Source organism: Stenotrophomonas sp. DR822 (genome assembly GCF_019793815.1).
GTDB lineage: Bacteria > Pseudomonadota > Gammaproteobacteria > Xanthomonadales > Xanthomonadaceae > Stenotrophomonas > Stenotrophomonas indicatrix.
The window spans coordinates 86292-103979 of sequence record NZ_CP081826.1 but is presented as its reverse complement, the minus strand read 5'-3'; the positions used below and the strand labels follow the sequence as shown (position 1 = coordinate 103979).

At 64.4% G+C, this 17688-nt stretch carries 17 protein-coding genes and 7 tRNA genes; 13 read left to right on the top strand and 11 right to left on the bottom strand.

Annotated elements, in window-relative coordinates:
- Nucleotides 1-47: 47 nt before the first annotated feature.
- From K5K93_RS00580 to K5K93_RS00570, 3 genes are all read left to right on the top strand, one after another.
- A complete protein-coding gene (locus K5K93_RS00580) occupies nucleotides 48-602 on the top strand; it encodes a hypothetical protein (protein WP_222389098.1) in 555 nt (184 codons plus the stop codon).
- Entirely contained in the window at nucleotides 599-1138 is a 540-nt protein-coding gene (locus tag K5K93_RS00575) for a hypothetical protein (protein ID WP_222389096.1), read from the top strand. The genes K5K93_RS00580 and K5K93_RS00575 overlap by 4 nt, the downstream gene beginning before the upstream one ends.
- Before the next feature lie 315 nt (nucleotides 1139-1453).
- On the top strand, nucleotides 1454-2167 hold the full coding sequence (locus tag K5K93_RS00570) for an energy transducer TonB (RefSeq protein WP_222389094.1): 714 nt from the start codon (nucleotides 1454-1456) through the stop codon (nucleotides 2165-2167).
- Here the strand turns inward: K5K93_RS00570 and K5K93_RS00565 are convergent.
- The 8 genes from K5K93_RS00565 to K5K93_RS00530 form a co-directional block, all read right to left on the bottom strand.
- Complete coding sequence (locus K5K93_RS00565) at nucleotides 2164-2598, bottom strand: RidA family protein (protein ID WP_222389091.1); 435 nt, start codon at nucleotides 2596-2598, stop codon at nucleotides 2164-2166. The two genes, K5K93_RS00570 and K5K93_RS00565, sit on opposite strands and share 4 nt — an antisense overlap.
- A 108-nt stretch (nucleotides 2599-2706) precedes the next feature.
- Nucleotides 2707-3609, bottom strand: a complete 903-nt coding sequence (locus K5K93_RS00560) for a cation diffusion facilitator family transporter (RefSeq protein ID WP_025879233.1) — start codon at nucleotides 3607-3609, stop codon at nucleotides 2707-2709.
- Between the two features lie 28 nt (nucleotides 3610-3637).
- Nucleotides 3638-5926, bottom strand: a complete 2289-nt coding sequence (locus tag K5K93_RS00555) for an Orn/Lys/Arg decarboxylase N-terminal domain-containing protein (protein WP_025879234.1) — start codon at nucleotides 5924-5926, stop codon at nucleotides 3638-3640.
- 20 nt (nucleotides 5927-5946) lie between these two features.
- Nucleotides 5947-7299, bottom strand: coding sequence for an arginine/agmatine antiporter (gene adiC, locus K5K93_RS00550; protein ID WP_093819168.1), 1353 nt, complete (start codon nucleotides 7297-7299; stop codon nucleotides 5947-5949).
- A gap of 78 nt (nucleotides 7300-7377) precedes the next feature.
- Entirely contained in the window at nucleotides 7378-8817 is a 1440-nt protein-coding gene (locus tag K5K93_RS00545; RefSeq protein ID WP_222389087.1) for a DcaP family trimeric outer membrane transporter, read from the bottom strand.
- Nucleotides 8818-9336: 519 nt separating this feature from the next.
- Complete coding sequence (gene dsbG / locus K5K93_RS00540; protein WP_222389084.1) at nucleotides 9337-10179, bottom strand: thiol:disulfide interchange protein DsbG; 843 nt, start codon at nucleotides 10177-10179, stop codon at nucleotides 9337-9339.
- A gap of 30 nt (nucleotides 10180-10209) precedes the next feature.
- The gene (locus K5K93_RS00535) at nucleotides 10210-11013 is read right to left on the bottom strand and encodes a TlpA disulfide reductase family protein (RefSeq protein ID WP_222390909.1); all 804 of its coding nucleotides are present in this window, start codon (nucleotides 11011-11013) and stop codon (nucleotides 10210-10212) included.
- Between the two features lie 85 nt (nucleotides 11014-11098).
- Nucleotides 11099-12166 carry a helix-turn-helix domain-containing protein gene (locus K5K93_RS00530; RefSeq protein WP_093819164.1) on the bottom strand — a complete coding sequence of 356 codons (1068 nt, stop codon included), beginning with the start codon at nucleotides 12164-12166 and terminating at the stop codon, nucleotides 11099-11101.
- Between the two features lie 183 nt (nucleotides 12167-12349).
- Here K5K93_RS00530 and K5K93_RS00525 point away from each other — a divergent pair, with 183 nt between their 5' ends.
- From K5K93_RS00525 to K5K93_RS00495, 7 genes are all read left to right on the top strand, one after another.
- On the top strand, nucleotides 12350-12748 hold the full coding sequence (locus K5K93_RS00525; protein ID WP_222389082.1) for a MerR family transcriptional regulator: 399 nt from the start codon (nucleotides 12350-12352) through the stop codon (nucleotides 12746-12748).
- Nucleotides 12749-12889: 141 nt separating this feature from the next.
- Nucleotides 12890-12965, top strand: a tRNA-Ala gene (locus K5K93_RS00520).
- 53 nt (nucleotides 12966-13018) lie between these two features.
- A tRNA-Glu gene (locus K5K93_RS00515) sits at nucleotides 13019-13094 on the top strand.
- Nucleotides 13095-13277: 183 nt separating this feature from the next.
- Nucleotides 13278-13353: transfer RNA gene (locus tag K5K93_RS00510), tRNA-Ala, on the top strand.
- A gap of 49 nt (nucleotides 13354-13402) precedes the next feature.
- Nucleotides 13403-13478: transfer RNA gene (locus K5K93_RS00505), tRNA-Glu, on the top strand.
- Nucleotides 13479-13521: 43 nt separating this feature from the next.
- Nucleotides 13522-13597, top strand: a tRNA-Ala gene (locus tag K5K93_RS00500).
- A gap of 49 nt (nucleotides 13598-13646) precedes the next feature.
- Nucleotides 13647-13722: transfer RNA gene (locus K5K93_RS00495), tRNA-Glu, on the top strand.
- A gap of 63 nt (nucleotides 13723-13785) precedes the next feature.
- Here K5K93_RS00495 and K5K93_RS00490 read toward each other — a convergent pair.
- A complete protein-coding gene (locus tag K5K93_RS00490) occupies nucleotides 13786-14202 on the bottom strand; it encodes a GNAT family N-acetyltransferase (protein WP_222389079.1) in 417 nt (138 codons plus the stop codon).
- A gap of 78 nt (nucleotides 14203-14280) precedes the next feature.
- On the opposite strand from K5K93_RS00490, the gene K5K93_RS00485 reads away from it, so the two are divergent.
- Nucleotides 14281-15237, top strand: coding sequence for an SOS response-associated peptidase family protein (locus K5K93_RS00485; protein ID WP_222389077.1), 957 nt, complete (start codon nucleotides 14281-14283; stop codon nucleotides 15235-15237).
- Between the two features lie 9 nt (nucleotides 15238-15246).
- On the opposite strand, the gene K5K93_RS00480 is transcribed toward K5K93_RS00485, so the two are convergent.
- Complete coding sequence (locus K5K93_RS00480) at nucleotides 15247-15627, bottom strand: response regulator (RefSeq protein ID WP_222389074.1); 381 nt, start codon at nucleotides 15625-15627, stop codon at nucleotides 15247-15249.
- A gap of 138 nt (nucleotides 15628-15765) precedes the next feature.
- Here K5K93_RS00480 and K5K93_RS00475 point away from each other — a divergent pair.
- A tRNA-Leu gene (locus tag K5K93_RS00475) sits at nucleotides 15766-15851 on the top strand.
- A 105-nt stretch (nucleotides 15852-15956) separates the two neighbouring features.
- Here the strand turns inward: K5K93_RS00475 and K5K93_RS00470 are convergent.
- Nucleotides 15957-16859: a retropepsin-like aspartic protease gene (locus tag K5K93_RS00470; protein ID WP_222389072.1), complete on the bottom strand. Its 903-nt coding sequence runs from the start codon at nucleotides 16857-16859 to the stop codon at nucleotides 15957-15959.
- A gap of 182 nt (nucleotides 16860-17041) precedes the next feature.
- Here K5K93_RS00470 and K5K93_RS00465 point away from each other — a divergent pair, with 182 nt between their 5' ends.
- The gene (locus K5K93_RS00465; RefSeq protein ID WP_032976177.1) at nucleotides 17042-17284 is read left to right on the top strand and encodes a hypothetical protein; all 243 of its coding nucleotides are present in this window, start codon (nucleotides 17042-17044) and stop codon (nucleotides 17282-17284) included.
- Nucleotides 17285-17688 lie beyond the last annotated feature (404 nt).

The window sequence follows — 17688 nt, the reverse complement described above, 5'->3', positions numbered from 1 at the left end:
CAACGTCCTGTAGAGTCGTACCCGCTCGATGCCGCAGGAACGCGCTCATGCCAGACCACCTTCCGCCAACCTCCAGACTGTCCCTGTCACGCGGCTCCATCGACGGCCTGCGCATTGCCCCGCGCTGGCCCGCGTCACAGGTCATCCTCGAGGCCGAGGTCCTGCAGTGCCTGCTTGATGCGCAGGAACTGCTGCCATCCACGCTGCGCCTGCTGGTCACCCGCGGCTTCGAATGCAGCCAGGGAAAGCTGGGAGGCTTCCGGCGTCTGGTACGGCGGCTCGGCATCGCCGTGTTCCGCTGCTGCTATCGGCATCGCCACGATGAGATCGACGCCATTTTCGGCGCCAACAGCCATGATCTGGACGGTCGCCATGTGGATGTCTCGCTGGTCCTGCACGGCCGGCGCGTACGCCTGCTTCCGCTGGGCGTGTTCACTCCATTGCGCTGGCAGCAGCAGCGCGTCAGCCGTCATGCAGACGCCGTTGCAGCGGCCAAGCATGCACTGCAGCGGTGCGGCTTCGATCTGCACCCCAACGCCACCGAGAGCCTGCAGATCCACTGCGACCATCGCGGCACGACACTGGCGGAACGGTCGCGTTGATCGACGTTCCAAGCGCACTGCAGGCAACCTGCACCGAGCTCCAGCAACGCCTGGGACGGATCGACAACCTGTCGGGCAATGGTGAACACCGCCTCGTCCTCGAGGGAGAACTGCTGCGCTTCCCCTATCGCATCTATGCGGACGCTACGAACCTGTTCCGGCTCGCATCCCATCTGCAGGACGATGCGCGCGCCCTCTGCCTCTGCCTGCTCTCGCGCCATTGTGACGGACATGTACGGCAACGTGCGATCGAGACGCTGGGTCCCTCGCCGATGCCCTGGGTGCATGCCTTCCAGCTGGCCTTGCTGGGGGAGTACGTGGACGAGGTCGCGTCGGCCGTGGCGATCCCGGCGCAACAGACCGGCCTGCAGCGCTATGCCGCGCTCATTGGCGAGAACCGCGCATTCTTCGACCTCTGCCGACAGCGCGCTGCCAGTTACTGGAATGCCTACTACCGCGCCCGCTACCCCAGCCTGCGTATGTTCCCCGCGCATCGCCTGCTGCTGCAGATGGAACGCGCCGCGCGCTCGCCATAGCCCGCTCTACGCGTGCCACGCCCGCGTGGCACTACCACAGGACGGGCGCGCACAAGCTCGGATGCCAATGCTTCTTCTTTACTGTAACGTGACGCCGCTGCCCTTGCCGCCGCGGGCTGTTCCCTTCCCTCGCCTGCCCCGTGCCCATGCCTGTCGAATCGACGGATGTCGCGCAGCAGTGCGCAGCCCGCTACCGGCCGCTGCACGCCCACGTCCGTCGCAAACTCATCCAACACAGCTTTGCCTCAGGTGCTGCTGCGGTCACTGGCCCTCTGCACGCTGCCGACGTCTCCGACCCGTCCGGGGTAGTCAGCGATGAGTGAGCGTCGGCAGCACTGGCAAGCGGTGACGATCAGCATCGGGCTGCACCTGCTGCCGTTGCTGCTGTTCGTCCACTGGGTGTCCACCCCGCCGCTGCAGCCGCCGCCGGAACAGGACGTACGCATCAGCCTGCGCCTGCTGGCGCCAGCCACGCCGCCGCAGCCGGTGGAAGAACTGCAGTCCGAACGCTTCAGCCAGGCCCAGCAATCGCGGGCAGCCGAGGCGCGGAAAACACCCCCACCACCGCGGGCCACGGCGGCACCCGAGGGCAACCTCGCCGCCAGCGAGAAGAATAGCGACGGCCACCAGTCCTTGCCCGTGGCCCCACCTGCGGCCGCGACCGATGCCCGTTCCGCACCGGCATCGATCACGGCCGCACCGCCCGCTCCGGACGCACCACCGGCGGACTTCCAGGCCGGCGCCGCCAGCGACCAGTGGGAAGCCCGCCTGATGGCGCGGCTGGAGCGTTACCGCTATTACCCCGCCGTAGCGAGGTCGCGGCGCCAGCAGGGCACCGCATGGGTCAGGGCCAGCATCGACCGCGACGGTCGCCTGCGGGCATTGCGTATGGAACAGTCCAGTGGACAGCCGATGCTGGATGAAAGCGCGCTGCCGACATTCCGCCGCGCGCAGCCCCTGCCCCGGATTCCAGAAGAACTGCCAGCTCCGCAGGAACTGGTGGTGCCGGTGGAGTACTACCTGCGCTAAGCGCTGTAGGCCTCTGCCTCGATCTCGAACAGCATTCCTTCCAACGCCAGCCGCGGCACCGGAATCAACGTGCAGGTCGGCGCTGCGCGATTGGCCCAACGTCGCCGCACCTGGCGGGCGATGATGCCCAGGCGATCCTCGTCGTGGTCGACCACCAGGATCCGCAGCCGTGCAACATCGGCCAGATCCGCATGCGCCGACCGCAGCGCGGTCTGCAGATTGTCCAGTGCCTGCGACACCTGCTCCTCGAAGCTCGGCGACAGGCTTCCCTGGTCGTCCTCGCCTCCCTGTCCGGCGATATGGATCACACGCGCTGGCAGTCGCACCACCGCCACATGCGAATATCCGTTGGCACTGGGATCGTGCAGGCCGGGCGGATCGAACAGATCCAGCAGGCCATGGCTGAAGTCCGGGGTGGTCAGCAGGTTCATACCGCATGCCTCGTGGGGAATGCGACGCAGTCTGCGACCTCAACTGCTGTTGAGGTCAAACCGATTACCTGCAACAGAGCGGTCCAACGCACGCAACGATCTGCAGGATCAGGTCCACGCCGGGTCCGCAGTGAAATCGATCGTCAGCCAGAACGTGCTGCTTCGCGCGTCCAACCGCACTGCAATCTCATCGCGCATCGCATCCACCTCACCCACCGTGCCCAGCGGCGTCGACGGCGACGTCAGGATGTGGATCTCGATGAAGCGCATCCGCCCCATCTTCGCTACATGGCTGGTGAAGCCGGCATAGCCATGCTCGGCCACGAATGCCTGCATCACCTGCTGCACGCGCTCGTCCAGGTCATCGGGCGCCACCTGCAGCACTTCACGCATGGCCTTCCACGCACTGCGCGCCGGCACCGGCAACACCGCCAGGCTGATCAACGCCAGTACGATCGAATCCAGATAGGGCACCCAGTGGTGCCACTGGCCACCATGCAGCACCAGCGCCAATACGAAGGCCAGCACCACCGCCAGGCTCATCAAGCCCCCCAGCAACCAGCCGCGCACATCCAGCCACAGCAATGCCGACTGCAGCCTGCGGGCCCGCTGGGCCACGAACGCGGCCATGCCCAGGTTGCTGGCACTCAGCAGCGCCGCCCACCACAGCGCCGGTCCGAACTTCACTTCGTGCCCGCCGGTGGTCAAGCCGATCACCGCGTTGGCCAGCGCATACACGCAGGCCAGAGACAGGATCACCCCGCCCAGCGCCTCGACCATCGGCTCCAGGTGCCAATAGCCGTACTGGAAGCGCGGGCTGTGCTCCCGCGCCACCAACCGCAGCACCGACAACGACACCAGGGTCAGGGCTACGTCGACCAGGCTGTAGATGCCGTCGAACAGGATGGCCTGCGATCCCACCAGCAGGCCACCGATGAAGCCAACCGCGCTGACCGCCACGGTGACCCCGATCGAGAACTTCAGGATGCGTTGCTCGCGCGCGGTATCCATCGTCCGCCGAAGGGCCGACCGTACCGGCTCAGGCCTTCAGCACCTCCACCTTGTAGGACGGCACGTCGCCATCGCGCTCGATGATAAGGCCATGGACGTCCGACTCGAAGCCCGGGAAGCGCGCGTTCTGCTCGCGGGCGATGCGCAGCGACTGGATGATCGGTTCGTCGCGGTCGCCGAAGCGCTCGCCCGGCATGATCGTCGGGATGCCCGGCGGATACGGCACCAGCATCGTCGCAGCGATGCGGCCGCTGATCTGCTCGATGTCGACCCGCTCGATCTCGCCCTTCACCAGGTGGTTGTAGGCATCGGCCGGGGTCATCACCGGCGTCGGCAGGTCCACGTACATCTCACGCATCACCTTGGCCACCGCGAACTCCTGGTTGAACGCATGCAGTGCGTCGCACAGGTCACGCAGGCCCCAGCCGGCATAGGCATGGGGATAGTCGGCAGCCAGCGACGGCAGCGCCTGGGTCAGCGGCGCGTTGCGGTCGTACAGCTCCTTGAACGCCATCAGCTCGGTAACCAAGGTGCTCCACTTGCCCTTGGTGATGCCCATCGAGAACAGGAACAGCACCGAGTACAGGTTGGTCTTCTCCACGGTGATGCCGCGGCCCCACAGGAACTTGCTCAGCACCGCAGCCGGGATGCCCAGCTTGCCCATGCTGCCGTCCATCGACAGCCCCGGTGTCAACAGGGTCACCTTGATCGGATCGATCAGCACATAGTCATCCACCAGGTTCTCGAACCCGTGCCAATGCGCATCGGGCTGCAGGTACCACTCCTCGCGCTTGGCGACCAGCGGCGCCGGTGTATCGCCCTTGTCCAGGCTGCGCTCGACCTTGGTCGGTTGCCACACGCTGAACCACCAGTCATCGCGGCCCAGATCGTCGCGTACATGCAGCATCGCCCTGCGGAAGGCGATCGCCTCGTCATGCATTTCCTGCACCAGCGAACGCCCCGCATCCCCTTCCATCATCTTCGAGGCAACATCACACGCCGCGATCACGCCGTAATGCGGGCTGGTCGAGGTATGCATCATGAATGATTCGTTGAAGCGTTCGGCGTCCAGGTCGCGGCTGGCCGAATTGCGCACGTGGATCATCGAGGCCTGCGAGAACGCGGCCAACAGCTTGTGCGTGGAATGAGTGGTGAAGATGATCGCGTCCTGCTCGCGCGGCTTGCCCTTGGCCATGCCGTAGTGGTTCTCGTAGAACGGATGGAACGCGGCATAGGCGTACCAGGCCTCATCGAAATGCAGGAAGTCGACCGCGCTGCCGATCTCCTCGGCGATTTTCTCGGCGTTGTAGCACAGGCCGTCGTAGGTCGAGTTGGTCACCACCGCGATACGCGGCTTGGAACCGGCCTGGTAGGCCTGGCTGGCAAGCGGATTGGCCGCGATGCTCTGCTGCAGGGCTTCGGGGGTGAACTGGTCCAGGCTGATCGGGCCGATGATGCCGTGCGCATTGCGGCTGGGCGTGAAGTACACCGGCACCGCGCCGGTCATGATCAGCGAATGCAGCAGCGACTTGTGGCAGTTACGGTCGACGAACACCACGTCGCCGCGGGCCACGGTGCCATGCCACACGATCTTGTTGGCCGTTGACGTACCGTTGGTGACGAAGAAGGTGTGGTCGGCGCCGAAGTTGCGCGCGGCCTCGTCCTCGGCCTCCTTGATCGGGCCGGTGTGGTCCAGCAGCGAGCCCAGCTCCGGCACCGAAATCGACAGATCGCTGCGCAGCGTATTCTCACCATAGAACTGGTGGAAGGCGCGCCCGACCGGTGACTTGGTGAAGGCCACGCCACCGGCATGCCCAGGCGTATGCCAGGAATAGTTCGACTCGGCCGCGTGGTGGATCAGCGCCTTGAAGAACGGCGGCAGCAGGTTCTGCATGTAGTCTTCGGCCGCACGCATCACCTGCCGCGAGATGAAGCTCTTGGTGTCTTCGAACAGGAAGATGAAACCGTGGATGTACTTGAGCAGCTTGCTCGGCACCTTCTCGATGGTACGGCGCTCGCCGTAAAGGAACACCGGCAGGTTGGCGCGGCGCGCACTCTGCTCGCGCAGGAAAGCGGTCAGGCGCTGGAATTCGCCATCGACCTCCTCACTGCCGTCGATCGAGATCAGCACCGCCGAAGCGGCCACATAGGTACGGGCGCCGGCACGGGCATCGTCCAGGTTCAGGCCGCACAGCACGCGCTGGTCATTGCTGCGCAGTTCTTCCACCAGCGCACGGATGAGGATGCCGCCGATGCGCGGCGAATCGTAGTCACCGTCAATGACGATGACCGGATAATCCAGGGACTTGAAATACACGTTGATTCTCCTTGTCTAACTCAGGAACGCTGGGCGCCGGCAGAGATCGCCGCCGCCTCGCGGGAACGCTGCCGCTGCTGGCGACGCTCCTCGCTGAAGAAGGGATAGAACACGGTGATGAACAGCACGAACAGGAAGGCGTACTGCACGATCGTTCCCGACGAGCCATAGATCGCCCACAGGCAGTACACGACCGTCAGGCTGGTCAGGGTCCAGAACGCACCCGTATGCACCAGCGTGTGCGACCGCTCCACCACGAAGTAGCAGGCCACGCACGAATAGATGTACGGCAGCAGCGTCAGCACGACCGCCGCCGAAGTGATCACGTCGAACTGGGCCGAGGCCGTCTTCGAGGTGGAGGTCACCAGCACCGCCAGGGTCATCAGCACGGCCACGATCAGCACGCCCTTGACCGGCACGTCGTCCTTGTTGGTCTTGCTGAAGATGCTCGGGAACAGGCCATCGTCGGAGGCCGCCTTGGCGCTCTGCGCGGTCAGCAGGATCCAGCCGCCCAGCGAACCTGCGGCGCCGATGAAGGCGCACAGGCTGACCAGCGCACCACCCCAGCCACCGACGGCCTTGGCCGCCGCCAGTGCGAACGGCGCGTCAGACACCTGCAGCTCGCCGTTGGGCACCATGCCCATGATCACCGAGGAGCTGGCGATGTAGGCGATGGCGGCCAGGAACACACCGGCCAGGGTGGCGCGGGCCACGTTCTTCTCCGGGTTTTCGACCACACCGGCCGTGACCGAGGCCGACTCGACGCCGATGAAGGCCCACAGGGTCAGTGCCGCAGCACTGGAGATCGCACCGAAGTTCGACTCGCCGGAGACGTTGTAGGCCCCCTTGAAGATGTCGGCATCGAAGAAGAACCACCCGAAGATGGCGATGCCCAGGATCGGCACCAGCGCGAAGCTGGTGGTGACCGTCTGCACGCGGCTGACGAACGCCGGTCCAATCACGTTGGCAAAGCTCAACGCCCACACCAGGATCAGCACCGCGATGCAGCGCACCAGCGGCTCGGACAGGATCGGGAAGAAGTAGCTGAAGTAGCCCACCGCCGCGATGGGAATGGCAACGTTGCCGATCCAGTTGGCGAACCAGTAGATGGTGTTGGTCTGGAAGCCCATGTAGGGACCGAACCAATCGCGTGCATACGCATACGGGCCGCCCGCTTTCGGCGCCAGCTTGCCGAGCTTGGCGAACACGAAGGCCAGCAGCAGCGCACCGGCCGTGGTGATCAGCCACCCCCATATCGAGGCGGTACCGATCTTGGCCAGGCTGGAGGGCAGCAGGAACACCCCTGAGCCCATCATGTTGCCGGCGACGAGGAAGGTGGCTCCGACCACCCCGATTTTCTTTGCTTCTGCCATGACAATCTCCTGTACCTGGCATGGGCCCGGTGAACCCGGGCGTGGGGAATGGTGACGCTGGCGTACTGCCGCTGGCGCTTACTTGATGAAGTTGTATTGCAGGCTGCCCTGCACCCGGACCGTGTCGCCGCGCGCGCCGCTCTGCTGCTGCAGGCGGCCGTACAGCAGTTCCATGCCCATCGTCCACGACGGGGCCGGGCTCCAGATCAGGTTGAACACGCCGTAGCGGCTTTGCCGGAATGCATCACTCGGCAGCGCCGCATTGCGCTCGAGTGCCAGCTGACCGTAGATCAGGTTCGAGCGCCACAGATCAGACCAGTAATGCGTGTAGCCAACGAAGCCACCGTGCAGGTCCAGCGCATCGATGCGCCCATCGGCACCTACCACGGCGTCAAGGCCGGAACCGGTGAGATCGGCGGTGTAGCGGCTCAGGCCGCGGCCGCCCAGCGCGCCGAACAGCAACAGATCGCGTTCCCCCACCGAGGCCGAGCCACTGAGCTGCGCGCCACCGGCAAAGACGCGGTCACGGCGGGCATCGCCGTCGTAGGCCAGATTGCGCGCCACGACGCCCAGTTGCAGGTGGCCCCAGTCACGCTCCATGCGCGCGATGGCACTCACATCCGGCAATCGATTGACCGCCGCCATCGCATCGCTGGCACCGGCCAGCTCAGTGTCCGGGTCTTCGGCGGCCAGGGTCAGGGTGTTGCCCTTGCCCAGTGCAAAGCTGTGATGGATGCCGGCCACCAGCAGGTAACCGGCGCCGCCGGGTCCGGCAAAATCCAGCGTGTCGGGCAGGCTGTCCGGGTCCATGAAGCTGGAATACCCGTAACCCGCATACGTGTTGCCAAGCTGGCCATAGGCATGGCGCAGGCGGAACTGATAGCCATCGCTGCTGCCGAAGAAGTCATTCTCCAGATAGAAGCGCAGGTTGCCATGGGTGGTCGGCCGCCGCGCCTCGAAACTGAAACGCGTCTGCTTGGCGTGGATGTTGAAGTTCGAAACATCGCGATGGCTGCCGCCCACCGGCATCGACGAGGGAATGAACTGATCCTCGTCCCCTGCGCCGCGCGAATCCGCAATCGCATCGAGCTTGGCATAGCCACCGATGCGGATCACGGTGTCGGTGCCGGGAATGGCGAAGAAGCCTTTCAGGTCCGGATCGGTCGGGCCGGCGGCGCTGTCCGGGCGCGAGGCCGCCGTTGACGGATCGGCCACCGACTCACGCTGTGGCAGCACGGTCGGCGACACGCCGGGAACCTGGGTCGGGTGCAGCACGTCGTTGTTCGGCGCCATCGCAGTTGTCTCCGGCCCGGCAGGCGTCGCCGGCAACGCTGCAGCGGGAGCCGCAGCCGCGTGCTCCTCGCGTCGTTCAAGCTGGTCCAGACGCTGCTGCATGCCCTGCAGCGTCTGCCGCATCGCATCGATCTCCCGACGCAATGCCTGCGCATCCTCCTGCGCGTGCAACGGCATCGCTGCCATCGCCGCCAGACACCCCATACTCAGTACCGCCAAGCGCATTGCATTCTCCCCGGGCTGGAACTCCCGCTGTGCCGCCGTGCAGCGCGCGTGCGCCGCGGCGACCTCAACGAGCCGTTGCTGGAAATGCGGGTACTGCGTCGACGACCGTCACCAGCCTGCACCTTGCAGGCGACATGGGAATGACACCATTCTCCCTGCCCAGACTGCGCCGGAGTCGCTTCCACTGCAGCAGTGCTGCCGAAGGGGTAGCGACCGCAGCGGACTGGGTAGCAAGGGCGGGGTGAGAACGTCGTGAATGGCATTGCGCGCATGCTCTCTCGAGGGCATGACGTGTGCGGCATCCATCGCGCAGTGACGCTGTAATCCATGCGCCAAGGCTAGTTCGACTGTCGTTTTTGGCCTTGATTGGGATCAAGGCGAAATGCTTGATGTCAGTCACGATTCAGACGTGACATCTGTTCGCGCCGTGCGCAGCCCACATCGCCGGGACTGTCGCAGAAAGCAACAGGCCCACATGTCGCCATGTGGGCCTGTCACTCGGCTCAGCAGCCCGGCGCCTCAGCGCGGGCCAAGTACCGCCTGCAGATCGTTGCCCTGCGGAAGGCCGGCACGTCGCTGCACCTGGCCCTGCGCATCCTGGAACAGGATGCCCGGCGTACCCTGGAAGCCCATCTCCACCATCAGCACCTGGTTGGCATCCAGTTTCGCTGCGATCTCCCGGCTGATGCCGGACAGCGGCTTGATGCCACCGCGATCGAACTGATGCTCGTTCTCCAGCAGTGCCGCACTGGGATCGCGCGCGGCCATGATCGCCGCCGCCTTGGCCGGACTGTCTTCACGGATCACGCCGACCATGATGTGGCGCAACTGCACCTTTCCTGCGTCCACCCAGGGCCGCGCCGCCTCCCAGAACTTGTGGCAGTAGGGGCAATTGGCATCGCTGAAGGTGTACACCACGCGCGGCGCGTCGGCCTTGCCATCGCGTACCCAGGCACTGGCCTCCAGCTTGCTCCACATCTTGGCCGACATCGGCGCGGCAACCAGCTTCTCCAGCGTCCCGGCTGCAACTTCGTTGCCCTCGGCGTCGAACAGGCTACCCACCAGCACATGCTTGCCATCGGCGGTCACGTAAGCTGCTGCCGGCTGCTGGCCGCCAACCATGCCGGCAAAGCCGCGCAGGCCGCCCGGCGCGTCGAATTCGGAGACCACCTCGAAGCCATGCTTCTCGATGCCCTTCAGGACAGCTGGCAACTCACCCTTCCTGGCGGCTGCCGTTGCCGAAGCCGTTGCCGGTGCAGCGGCACCCTTGCCCGGTGGGGTCTGTGCCTGGCTGCAGGCAGCCAGCGCCAGCATGGCCGGCAGCATCAGCGTATGCGCGATGCGCGGGGAAATCGACAACATGGAAACTCCGTAGTGGGATGCCAGCGCAGGCTACCGCAGCCGGCGCAGTTTGTGTTCAAGACCGGCCTGGGTCAGTTCGCCCAGATGCAGTTCCTGCAACCGCCCCTGCGCGTCGAAGAAGAGCGTGGAGGGGAAAGCCCGGACGTCCAGCGAGGTAGAGGCAGCCGATGACTCATCCAGCAGGACGTTGCCCAGCAAGATGTGTTCAGCGACCAGAAAGGTCTGGACCTCGGCAAGGGTCTCGCCCTGGTTGAGGAAGACGAACTGGATATCGGCATGCTTCTGCTGGGCCGTTGCCAGCACCGGCATCTCCCGGCGACACGGGCCGCACCAGCTGGCCCACAGATTCAGGACCAGCGGCCGGCCGTGAAACTGCTGCAGGTCAACCGCCCTGCCCTGCAGGTCGACCACCTGCAGTGTCGGCAGCGGCATCTGCTTTGCCTGCCAGTACGCGAGCCCCTGGCTTGCACCGCCCCACAGCAGCAGCCCGGCCAGCGCACCTGCCAGCACCGGCGCCCTCAACGCGCGATGCCTGCGCAGTCGCCACAGTGCCCAGGCAAATCCAGCGCCAATCACAACGGCCAGGTGATACCCACCATCAGCAATCTGCAGCACGCTCCAGGGAGCTTCACGATAAAGGCTGAAATGCGCGGCAACAAAGGAGAGCCGGCCACACAGCAGGCCAACCAGCAGCATGTCCAGCACCATCCCGGCTGCAGGTGGCCGAGACTGGCCAGGCTCAGCACGCGACCAGACCCGCGCAATGGCCATCGCCAGCAACAGGAAGATCAGGATCAACACCACCGGCATCGGCACCGGCCCAACACTCGACATCAGCTCACCAGCTCTCGCCTGCATAGACCCGCATGGTCAAAGCGTCGTGCCTGCGATGCAAGCACGACGCATCCAACAGCGTTCATCAAGCGGCGTTGCGCCCCAGCTGCGTGCCTGGCGAGGCGCGCAGCCCCCGCAGACTGCCGGCCACGGCAGGCGTCAGCGGACGATCGCGGCGTTTATTGCTGACGTGGCGACGATAGTTGGCGGGCGTCATGCCGACGATGCGCAGGAACAGCCGGCGGAATGCGCTCTGATCAGCGTAGCCCACCCCCCAGGCAACTTCGTCGATGCTGGCGCCCTGCTGCAGCAACGTCTGCGCCTTTGCCACGCGCAGTCGCTGGCAGTACTCGATGGGCCGCAGGCCGGTCGCTTTCAGGAAACGGCGTTGCAGGGTCCGCGGTTCCAGGCCGGAGATCTCACAGATCGCCCCCAGCGTCGCCCCACGTGCAGCCGTGGTATGCAGCCAGCGCTGCGCCTTCAGCACGTCACGGTCGCCATGGGCGAAGTTGGCACTGAATCGCTCGAGATCCTGCTGGATCCCCACCGGCACCACTATCCCCAACTGTTGTGCCACCGCGCTGGCCACGCCCTGGCCGTGCAGCCGGTACAGCAGGCGCAGACCGAGGAAGCGCCAGGCCTGGGCCCCGCCCACGGTGAGCAGATCGCCATCATCGACGAGCGCCCGCTCGCTGGGTGCCCAGCCGCCGACCTGCACCTGCAGCGCCGGGTGGCGGTTGAGGTCAGGGCCGGAGACTGTACGCCCGGTCAGCAGACCGGCCCGCGCCAGCACACTGACCCCGTCACCTGCGGCGGCCAGCAGGCTGCCGCCGTCGTAGTGGGCCCGCAACCAATCCAGCAGGACATCCTCGGCACGCAGCGACGCGCCGGAGCTGACCTGGCCCGGCAAGGCGATCACCGCAGGAATTGCCGCGTCCAGCATCTCGGCGCCGGCAATGCGATGCACGCCGGTATTGCTCGCAGGCACGATCCAGCGGGTGACCAGCACCCGCTTGCAGGGCCGTCGCTGCTGCTGCGCCAAGCGATTGGCGACGTGCGCCATTTCGGCAAGCACCGATGCAGCCGACGGATCGCCTCCGGGGTATTCAACCACCGCAACCTCGACGAATCCTTCGTTCCTGATTCCCTCCACTCCCCACCTCCTCTTCCGGTTCAGGCCGTCGAGCGGCCGGTTCAGGCGCAGGGTAGGAACTGCTTTGCCCCGGGGGCTATGAAGAAAGTTGCAAAGTGCGCTGAATGGGCGATGCGACCCATGCCTTGACTCTGGACCAGAGTCCAGGGATGACTATGCACGGCAGGTCCAGAGGAGTCCGCCGTGAACATTGGTCAGCTGGCACGCCAGGCCGGCGTCCCCATCGACACCGTCCGCTACTACGAACGTCAGCGGCTTCTGCCGACGGCGGCACGTTCGGCAGGTGGCTATCGCATCTTCGGCGAGCAGGATCTGCGACGCCTGCGCTTCATCCGCCGGGCAAAGGCATTGGGCTTCAGCCTTGATGAGATCGGCGAGCTGCTTTCCCTCAGCGACCATCCTCCGCAGGACATGGGCAGCGTGCGCGACACCGCGCGGATTCGCCTGCAGGACATCGAACTGCGGATGGCCGAACTGCAGCGCATGCATGGCGCCCTCTCGCAGCTGGTGGAGGCCTGCCCCGGGCACGGCGCGCTCGACCAGTGCCCGATCCTCGCCGCGCTGACCGGAGAGGACCGCTGACCCTTGGCGTCTGCGTCCACACATGTGCTGCACGGCAGGCGGAATTCGCAACCGCGCCATCGCACGCCATGTGTGGAAAAGTGCAACAAATCGCTTGCCAACCCCTGGGGGCGCAGCTATTATTTCGCTCCTCAGCGACGTGGGGCCATAGCTCAGCTGGGAGAGCGCCTGCATGGCATGCAGGAGGTCAGCGGTTCGATCCCGCTTGGCTCCACCATACTTTCGGCATTAGGCCGTCGAAAGGTCGCAAAGAACATTGATGAGATCTGCGTCCCCATCGTCTAGAGGCCTAGGACATCACCCTTTCACGGTGGCGACCGGGGTTCGAATCCCCGTGGGGACGCCACTCATCATGAACAACGAGGACCCGGCCGATAACCGGGTCTTTTTTGTTCACCGCCCACCGGCATTCAGGTTGTGGCGTCGGAACGCTCCCTGCCCTTGTGGCAATGAACGATTCGATGAAAAAGCTTCAAAAAAAGCTTCCACAAATGTGAACAGGCAGGTATGATAGGCGGCTCGGTAACACGGGGCCATAGCTCAGCTGGGAGAGCGCCTGCATGGCATGCAGGAGGTCAGCGGTTCGATCCCGCTTGGCTCCACCACTTTCGACATTAGGCCGTCGAGAGTTCTACAACTTGAAGTTTTTCGTGCGTCCCCATCGTCTAGAGGCCTAGGACATCACCCTTTCACGGTGGCGACCGGGGTTCGAATCCCCGTGGGGACGCCAGTTTCAAAGAGGACCCTGCTCCCAGCAGGAATCCTGGTTTCATGGGGCCATAGCTCAGCTGGGAGAGCGCCTGCATGGCATGCAGGAGGTCAGCGGTTCGATCCCGCTTGGCTCCACCACTTTCGGCATTAGGCCGTCGAGAGTTCTACAACTTGAAGTTTTTCGTGCGTCCCCATCGTCTAGAGGCCTAGGACATCACCCTTTCACGGTGGCGACCGGGGTTCGAATCCCCGTGGGGACGCCAATCTTTGAAACCCCGGCTTCGGCCGGGGTTTTTCTTTGCCTGCGATTCCCTGGTGACCGCGTTTCAGAACCGGCGATACATGCCGATCGAGGCTGGCGCGGTCGGCGCAAAGCCAAACTGCGCATACAGCCGATGTGCCTCGCCATCGGCCAACAGACTCACATACGCCGACGGCGGCAGGTTGCCCTGCATCCAGTCGCTCAGACGCTGCATCACCGCCTTGCCCAGACCCTGCCCCTGCAGGCGCGGCAGCACGGCGATATCGCAGACCTGCAGGTGGCAACCACCATCGCCGATGATCCGGCCCATCGCTACCAGCTCGCTGCCCTGGTAGGCACAGACACCGAAAACGGTATTGGGCAATGCCCGCGTCGCCGCCTCATGGGTCTTTGCGCTGAGCCCGGCCAGCGCACGCAGCTGGCAGTAGTCCTCGACCGTCGGCACCGCCTGGCGGAACTGGATCGTCTCTGGATCATTCATGCAACGTCTCCTGGAAGGTCGAGCTATCCTGCCGCATCCACGTCGCAGCCGCTGCGACCCATCTTCCGGCAGAGTCCAATGTGCTATTCCGCCCTGATCCGCGCCGACTACGCCAAGCTGGTGCGCGAGTTCGGCGCCGTCCTCTCCCTGGAGGAGTTCGCCGAACTCTATGCGCATGATCCCGGCAAGAAACGACCGAAAACGCCGAAAGCGATGGACGACGGATTTGCCGGTGCACGCACCGAACTGGGCCGCGACATCGTGGCGAAGATCCAGCAATGGCATGCACAGGAGCGGCAGCAGCTGCAGGCCGAGCTGGAGCGGCAGCTTGAGCGTCGCGACATCGCCAATGCAACCCTGGCCGTCCGTCCCACGCAGAAGGCGCGCAATGACCTGCGCGTTGCCGGCAACCGCATCGACCGCGCGCAGGCACGACTGGACGACCTGCATCGGGAACAGCTGCTGCCACGCGACAACCGTATTTTTCCTGGCACCTACGCTCCGGTGATGGTCAGCGAGAATGGCCGGCGCGTGATCAAGCCGATGCGCTATCAATGCCGGCTTCCGGACAAGCCCGCGCGCAACGATGTCCTCTACCCCGGCACCTACAATGCGCGGCGGGACAGCCTGGAAGGCTATTGGCGCGGGGCCTTCGGACTGCGCCACGGCGTGGTGGTGGTACAGGCCTTCTACGAACACGTCCCTCGCCACGCCATTGCCGGCCGCACCCTGCACAACGACGAGAAGGAACAGGACGTGGTGCTGGAGTTCCGCCCTGATCCGCCGCGCGACTTGTTGCTGGCCTGCCTGTGGGCGGAATGGGAGGGCCCGGAAGGACGCCTGCTGTCGTTCGCCACCATCACCGATGGACCGTCAATCGATGTTGCCGCTGCCGGCCATGACCGGGGCGTACTGCCGATCCGCGCCGAGCATCTGGACGCATGGCTCAACCCGGACCCGGACAACCTGGCGGTGCAGTACGCCATCCTCGACGACCGCGAGGAGATCCGTTATGTCTACGAAGAAGCCGCCTGAGCGCTCGGATCAGGCGCTTGCGCTGGAGCGCCCCACTGCGCGGGCCAATGCCTTGGACAGCTCCGCCGACAGATAGGGCTTGATCAACAGCACCCCCGATCGCATCGCGACCGGCAGTTGTTCGGCGGTCATGCCGGTGGCGAGCACGAACGGCACCCCGCGCGCGGCCAGCGCCGCAGCGACTGGTTCACTGGTCTCGTTGTGGGCCAACCGGTAATCCAGCAGGGCCACGTCAGGGTTGGCCTCTTCCAGCAGGCGCAGTGCCTCGGCAACGGACGCGGCAAGACCAACGACCAGAGCACCGGAATGCACCAGCTGCATCTGCAGCAGCGCCGCACTCATCTCGTCGTTTTCCACTACCAGCACCCGCAGGTCCTGCAACGCTGACATAGGCTATCGCTCCGTGCCTGTTAAGCGTTGCCAGTATAGCCAGCAGTCGGCCGATACCGACAATTTGAAGCCATTTCGGCCCCGTTCGCCCGCACCTCTATGAACGCCCGCCCGGCTCGGGTACACTATCCCGCTGCTGCCGGTGTGGCGGAATGGTATACGCAGCTGACTCAAAATCAGCCGGGGGTGACCCCATGAAGGTTCGAGTCCTTTCACCGGCACCACAAAACCTTGCAACGCGAGGCTTCCAGAAGGAATGGCGTAATGGAGTCGTGAATCAGCCGACTCCGGCCAATTCTCCTCCCCCACTTCCCCTCTCGATCGTCCTGTCACCGCCGCAGTTGCTGCAGCGCCGCCCTCCCGTTGGGACGCAGATAGACGTCGCCGGTCTTGGTGTCCAGCAGGATGTTGAAATTCCGAAGAACTTCACTTCCGATCGTGCCATCGCCACTGGAGCCGTCTTCGTCGATGGTGAAAGACACCTTGGGCTGGTCCAGACGAATCCCCTGGATATCGGCCGAGGGAACGCGAACGTCGACCGCGCGGATCTTCTTGCCTGCGCTCCCACTGAACTGTGACGTTCCGATCTTCTTCGTAAGAACATCCTGGAGGTTGTGTCGGGAACTGTAGGAATACCCCAGGTCGATGGTCCCGTTGCTGCCGGTATCCAAAGAGAGCCACGCCTGGAGTGATGCGTTCTCCGCATGCAACGTCACTTCGACAGCGGGAATGTTGTCGATCCATCGCGTGTTCATCCTGGTGTATCCCGCCGTGCTGGGCAAAGCGCCATGCACGAACAGGGTCTTCTTGTCGTAGTCGATCTCGACCACGCTTCCCTCGAAGAATTTCCAGCCGAGAACTGCATCGAAGGGCCGATTCTGGTAGTCGATTACTGCGGCGCCCAACGTCCTGCTGGCACCGCCGAGCGCAACCGTGTTGCTCGTACTGTAGTCAACCAACGTCGTGCCGTCCGCGCCGGTGTTTTCGGATTGATCGTCGATTTTCATACCAGCCAGTCCGCTTGCAGCGACCGACACGGCCATGCCGTCCGCCCCCGTGTCCACCAGGAAACGGAGGGGGCGCGAATGATTGATCGTGCCTTCGGCATATATTCGATGGTCCTTGCCCAGCTCGAACGGGATCGCGATGGTCTCCGCGGAGACGGCAGGAGCCCCACATAGGGCAGTCACCGCGATAAGGGCAAGAAACCGGATACGGCAGATCTGGGACATTGGCAGCGTCCGTTGGGCAAGGCATGAGTCCATGCTCCGCTTTGGATGCGCCACCGGGCCAAATGGTTTAATGCGAAGCCTGGCTTGGCCGCGATCGCGAGCCGGCGCATAACGCAAAACTCCAGCTTCCAAGGAAGCTGTAGACTTCGGCTCCATGGAAAACAGGCGTTAAGGATTCGAGCATGGCCGACACCGGATTGTTCCTCCTCAGCGATGTCTTCGGGCAGGAAGACGACAGCGGCCGTCTGCTGCAGGTAACCCAGGTGGTGTGTCGTTGTCTGGAATGCTCGTGCCGGTTCACCGGGCGGCCCAACGAAGGCCTGATCGATCTCCCTGGTGGCGCAATTCTCAGTTGCCCCAAGTGCCCCAATCGGCAGGCTATCAGCCTGGCCAGATTCGCAGACTTTCTGCAGAAGAACGTTTGACGCTCGGGCCTCCAGCGCTTTGGCCGGCCCTGGTTGATCAAGCGGCGATTGCGTAAGGTTCGACCAGCGCCCTCAGCCTGTCCGTTCCGGTCACCGGCTTGGCAGCAGAGGCTTCAAAATGGGCGTAGCTGTATAGGCAGAATCCATAGCGCTTCAGCTCCAAAACTCTTGCTGAATCCGCACTCTCGTCACAAGATCAACCCGCTCCACCCTGCAGCATGCATTGACTCTTCGGTACACGGCCATGCCAGACACAGGTCTTTTCTACGTTCTCAACATCGACCCGATGCGCGATCAGCAGGGGAACATCCAAAGCGTCATCGCCATCAGCGTCCGGTGCAACAGTTGCCAGCACGTCACCCACTCGACAGGCCCCGACCTACAATCCATACCGGGCGGTACGC

What these genes read in the sequence shown, in the direction of transcription:
- K5K93_RS00465 (WP_032976177.1), top strand. Translation starts at nt 17,042, where the DNA reads ATGGCCGACACCGGATTGTTCCTCCTCAGCGATGTCTTCGGGCAGGAA.
- K5K93_RS00490 (WP_222389079.1), bottom strand. Translation starts at nt 14,202, where the DNA reads ATGAATGATCCAGAGACGATCCAGTTCCGCCAGGCGGTGCCGACGGTC.
- K5K93_RS00560 (WP_025879233.1), bottom strand. Translation starts at nt 3,609, where the DNA reads ATGGATACCGCGCGCGAGCAACGCATCCTGAAGTTCTCGATCGGGGTC.
- adiC (WP_093819168.1), bottom strand. Translation starts at nt 7,299, where the DNA reads ATGGCAGAAGCAAAGAAAATCGGGGTGGTCGGAGCCACCTTCCTCGTC.
- K5K93_RS00580 (WP_222389098.1), top strand. Translation starts at nt 48, where the DNA reads ATGCCAGACCACCTTCCGCCAACCTCCAGACTGTCCCTGTCACGCGGC.
- K5K93_RS00545 (WP_222389087.1), bottom strand. Translation starts at nt 8,817, where the DNA reads ATGCGCTTGGCGGTACTGAGTATGGGGTGTCTGGCGGCGATGGCAGCG.
- K5K93_RS00485 (WP_222389077.1), top strand. Translation starts at nt 14,281, where the DNA reads ATGTGCTATTCCGCCCTGATCCGCGCCGACTACGCCAAGCTGGTGCGC.
- K5K93_RS00570 (WP_222389094.1), top strand. Translation starts at nt 1,454, where the DNA reads ATGAGTGAGCGTCGGCAGCACTGGCAAGCGGTGACGATCAGCATCGGG.
- K5K93_RS00565 (WP_222389091.1), bottom strand. Translation starts at nt 2,598, where the DNA reads ATGAACCTGCTGACCACCCCGGACTTCAGCCATGGCCTGCTGGATCTG.
- dsbG (WP_222389084.1), bottom strand. Translation starts at nt 10,179, where the DNA reads ATGTTGTCGATTTCCCCGCGCATCGCGCATACGCTGATGCTGCCGGCC.
- K5K93_RS00535 (WP_222390909.1), bottom strand. Translation starts at nt 11,013, where the DNA reads ATGTCGAGTGTTGGGCCGGTGCCGATGCCGGTGGTGTTGATCCTGATC.
- K5K93_RS00480 (WP_222389074.1), bottom strand. Translation starts at nt 15,627, where the DNA reads ATGTCAGCGTTGCAGGACCTGCGGGTGCTGGTAGTGGAAAACGACGAG.
- K5K93_RS00470 (WP_222389072.1), bottom strand. Translation starts at nt 16,859, where the DNA reads ATGTCCCAGATCTGCCGTATCCGGTTTCTTGCCCTTATCGCGGTGACT.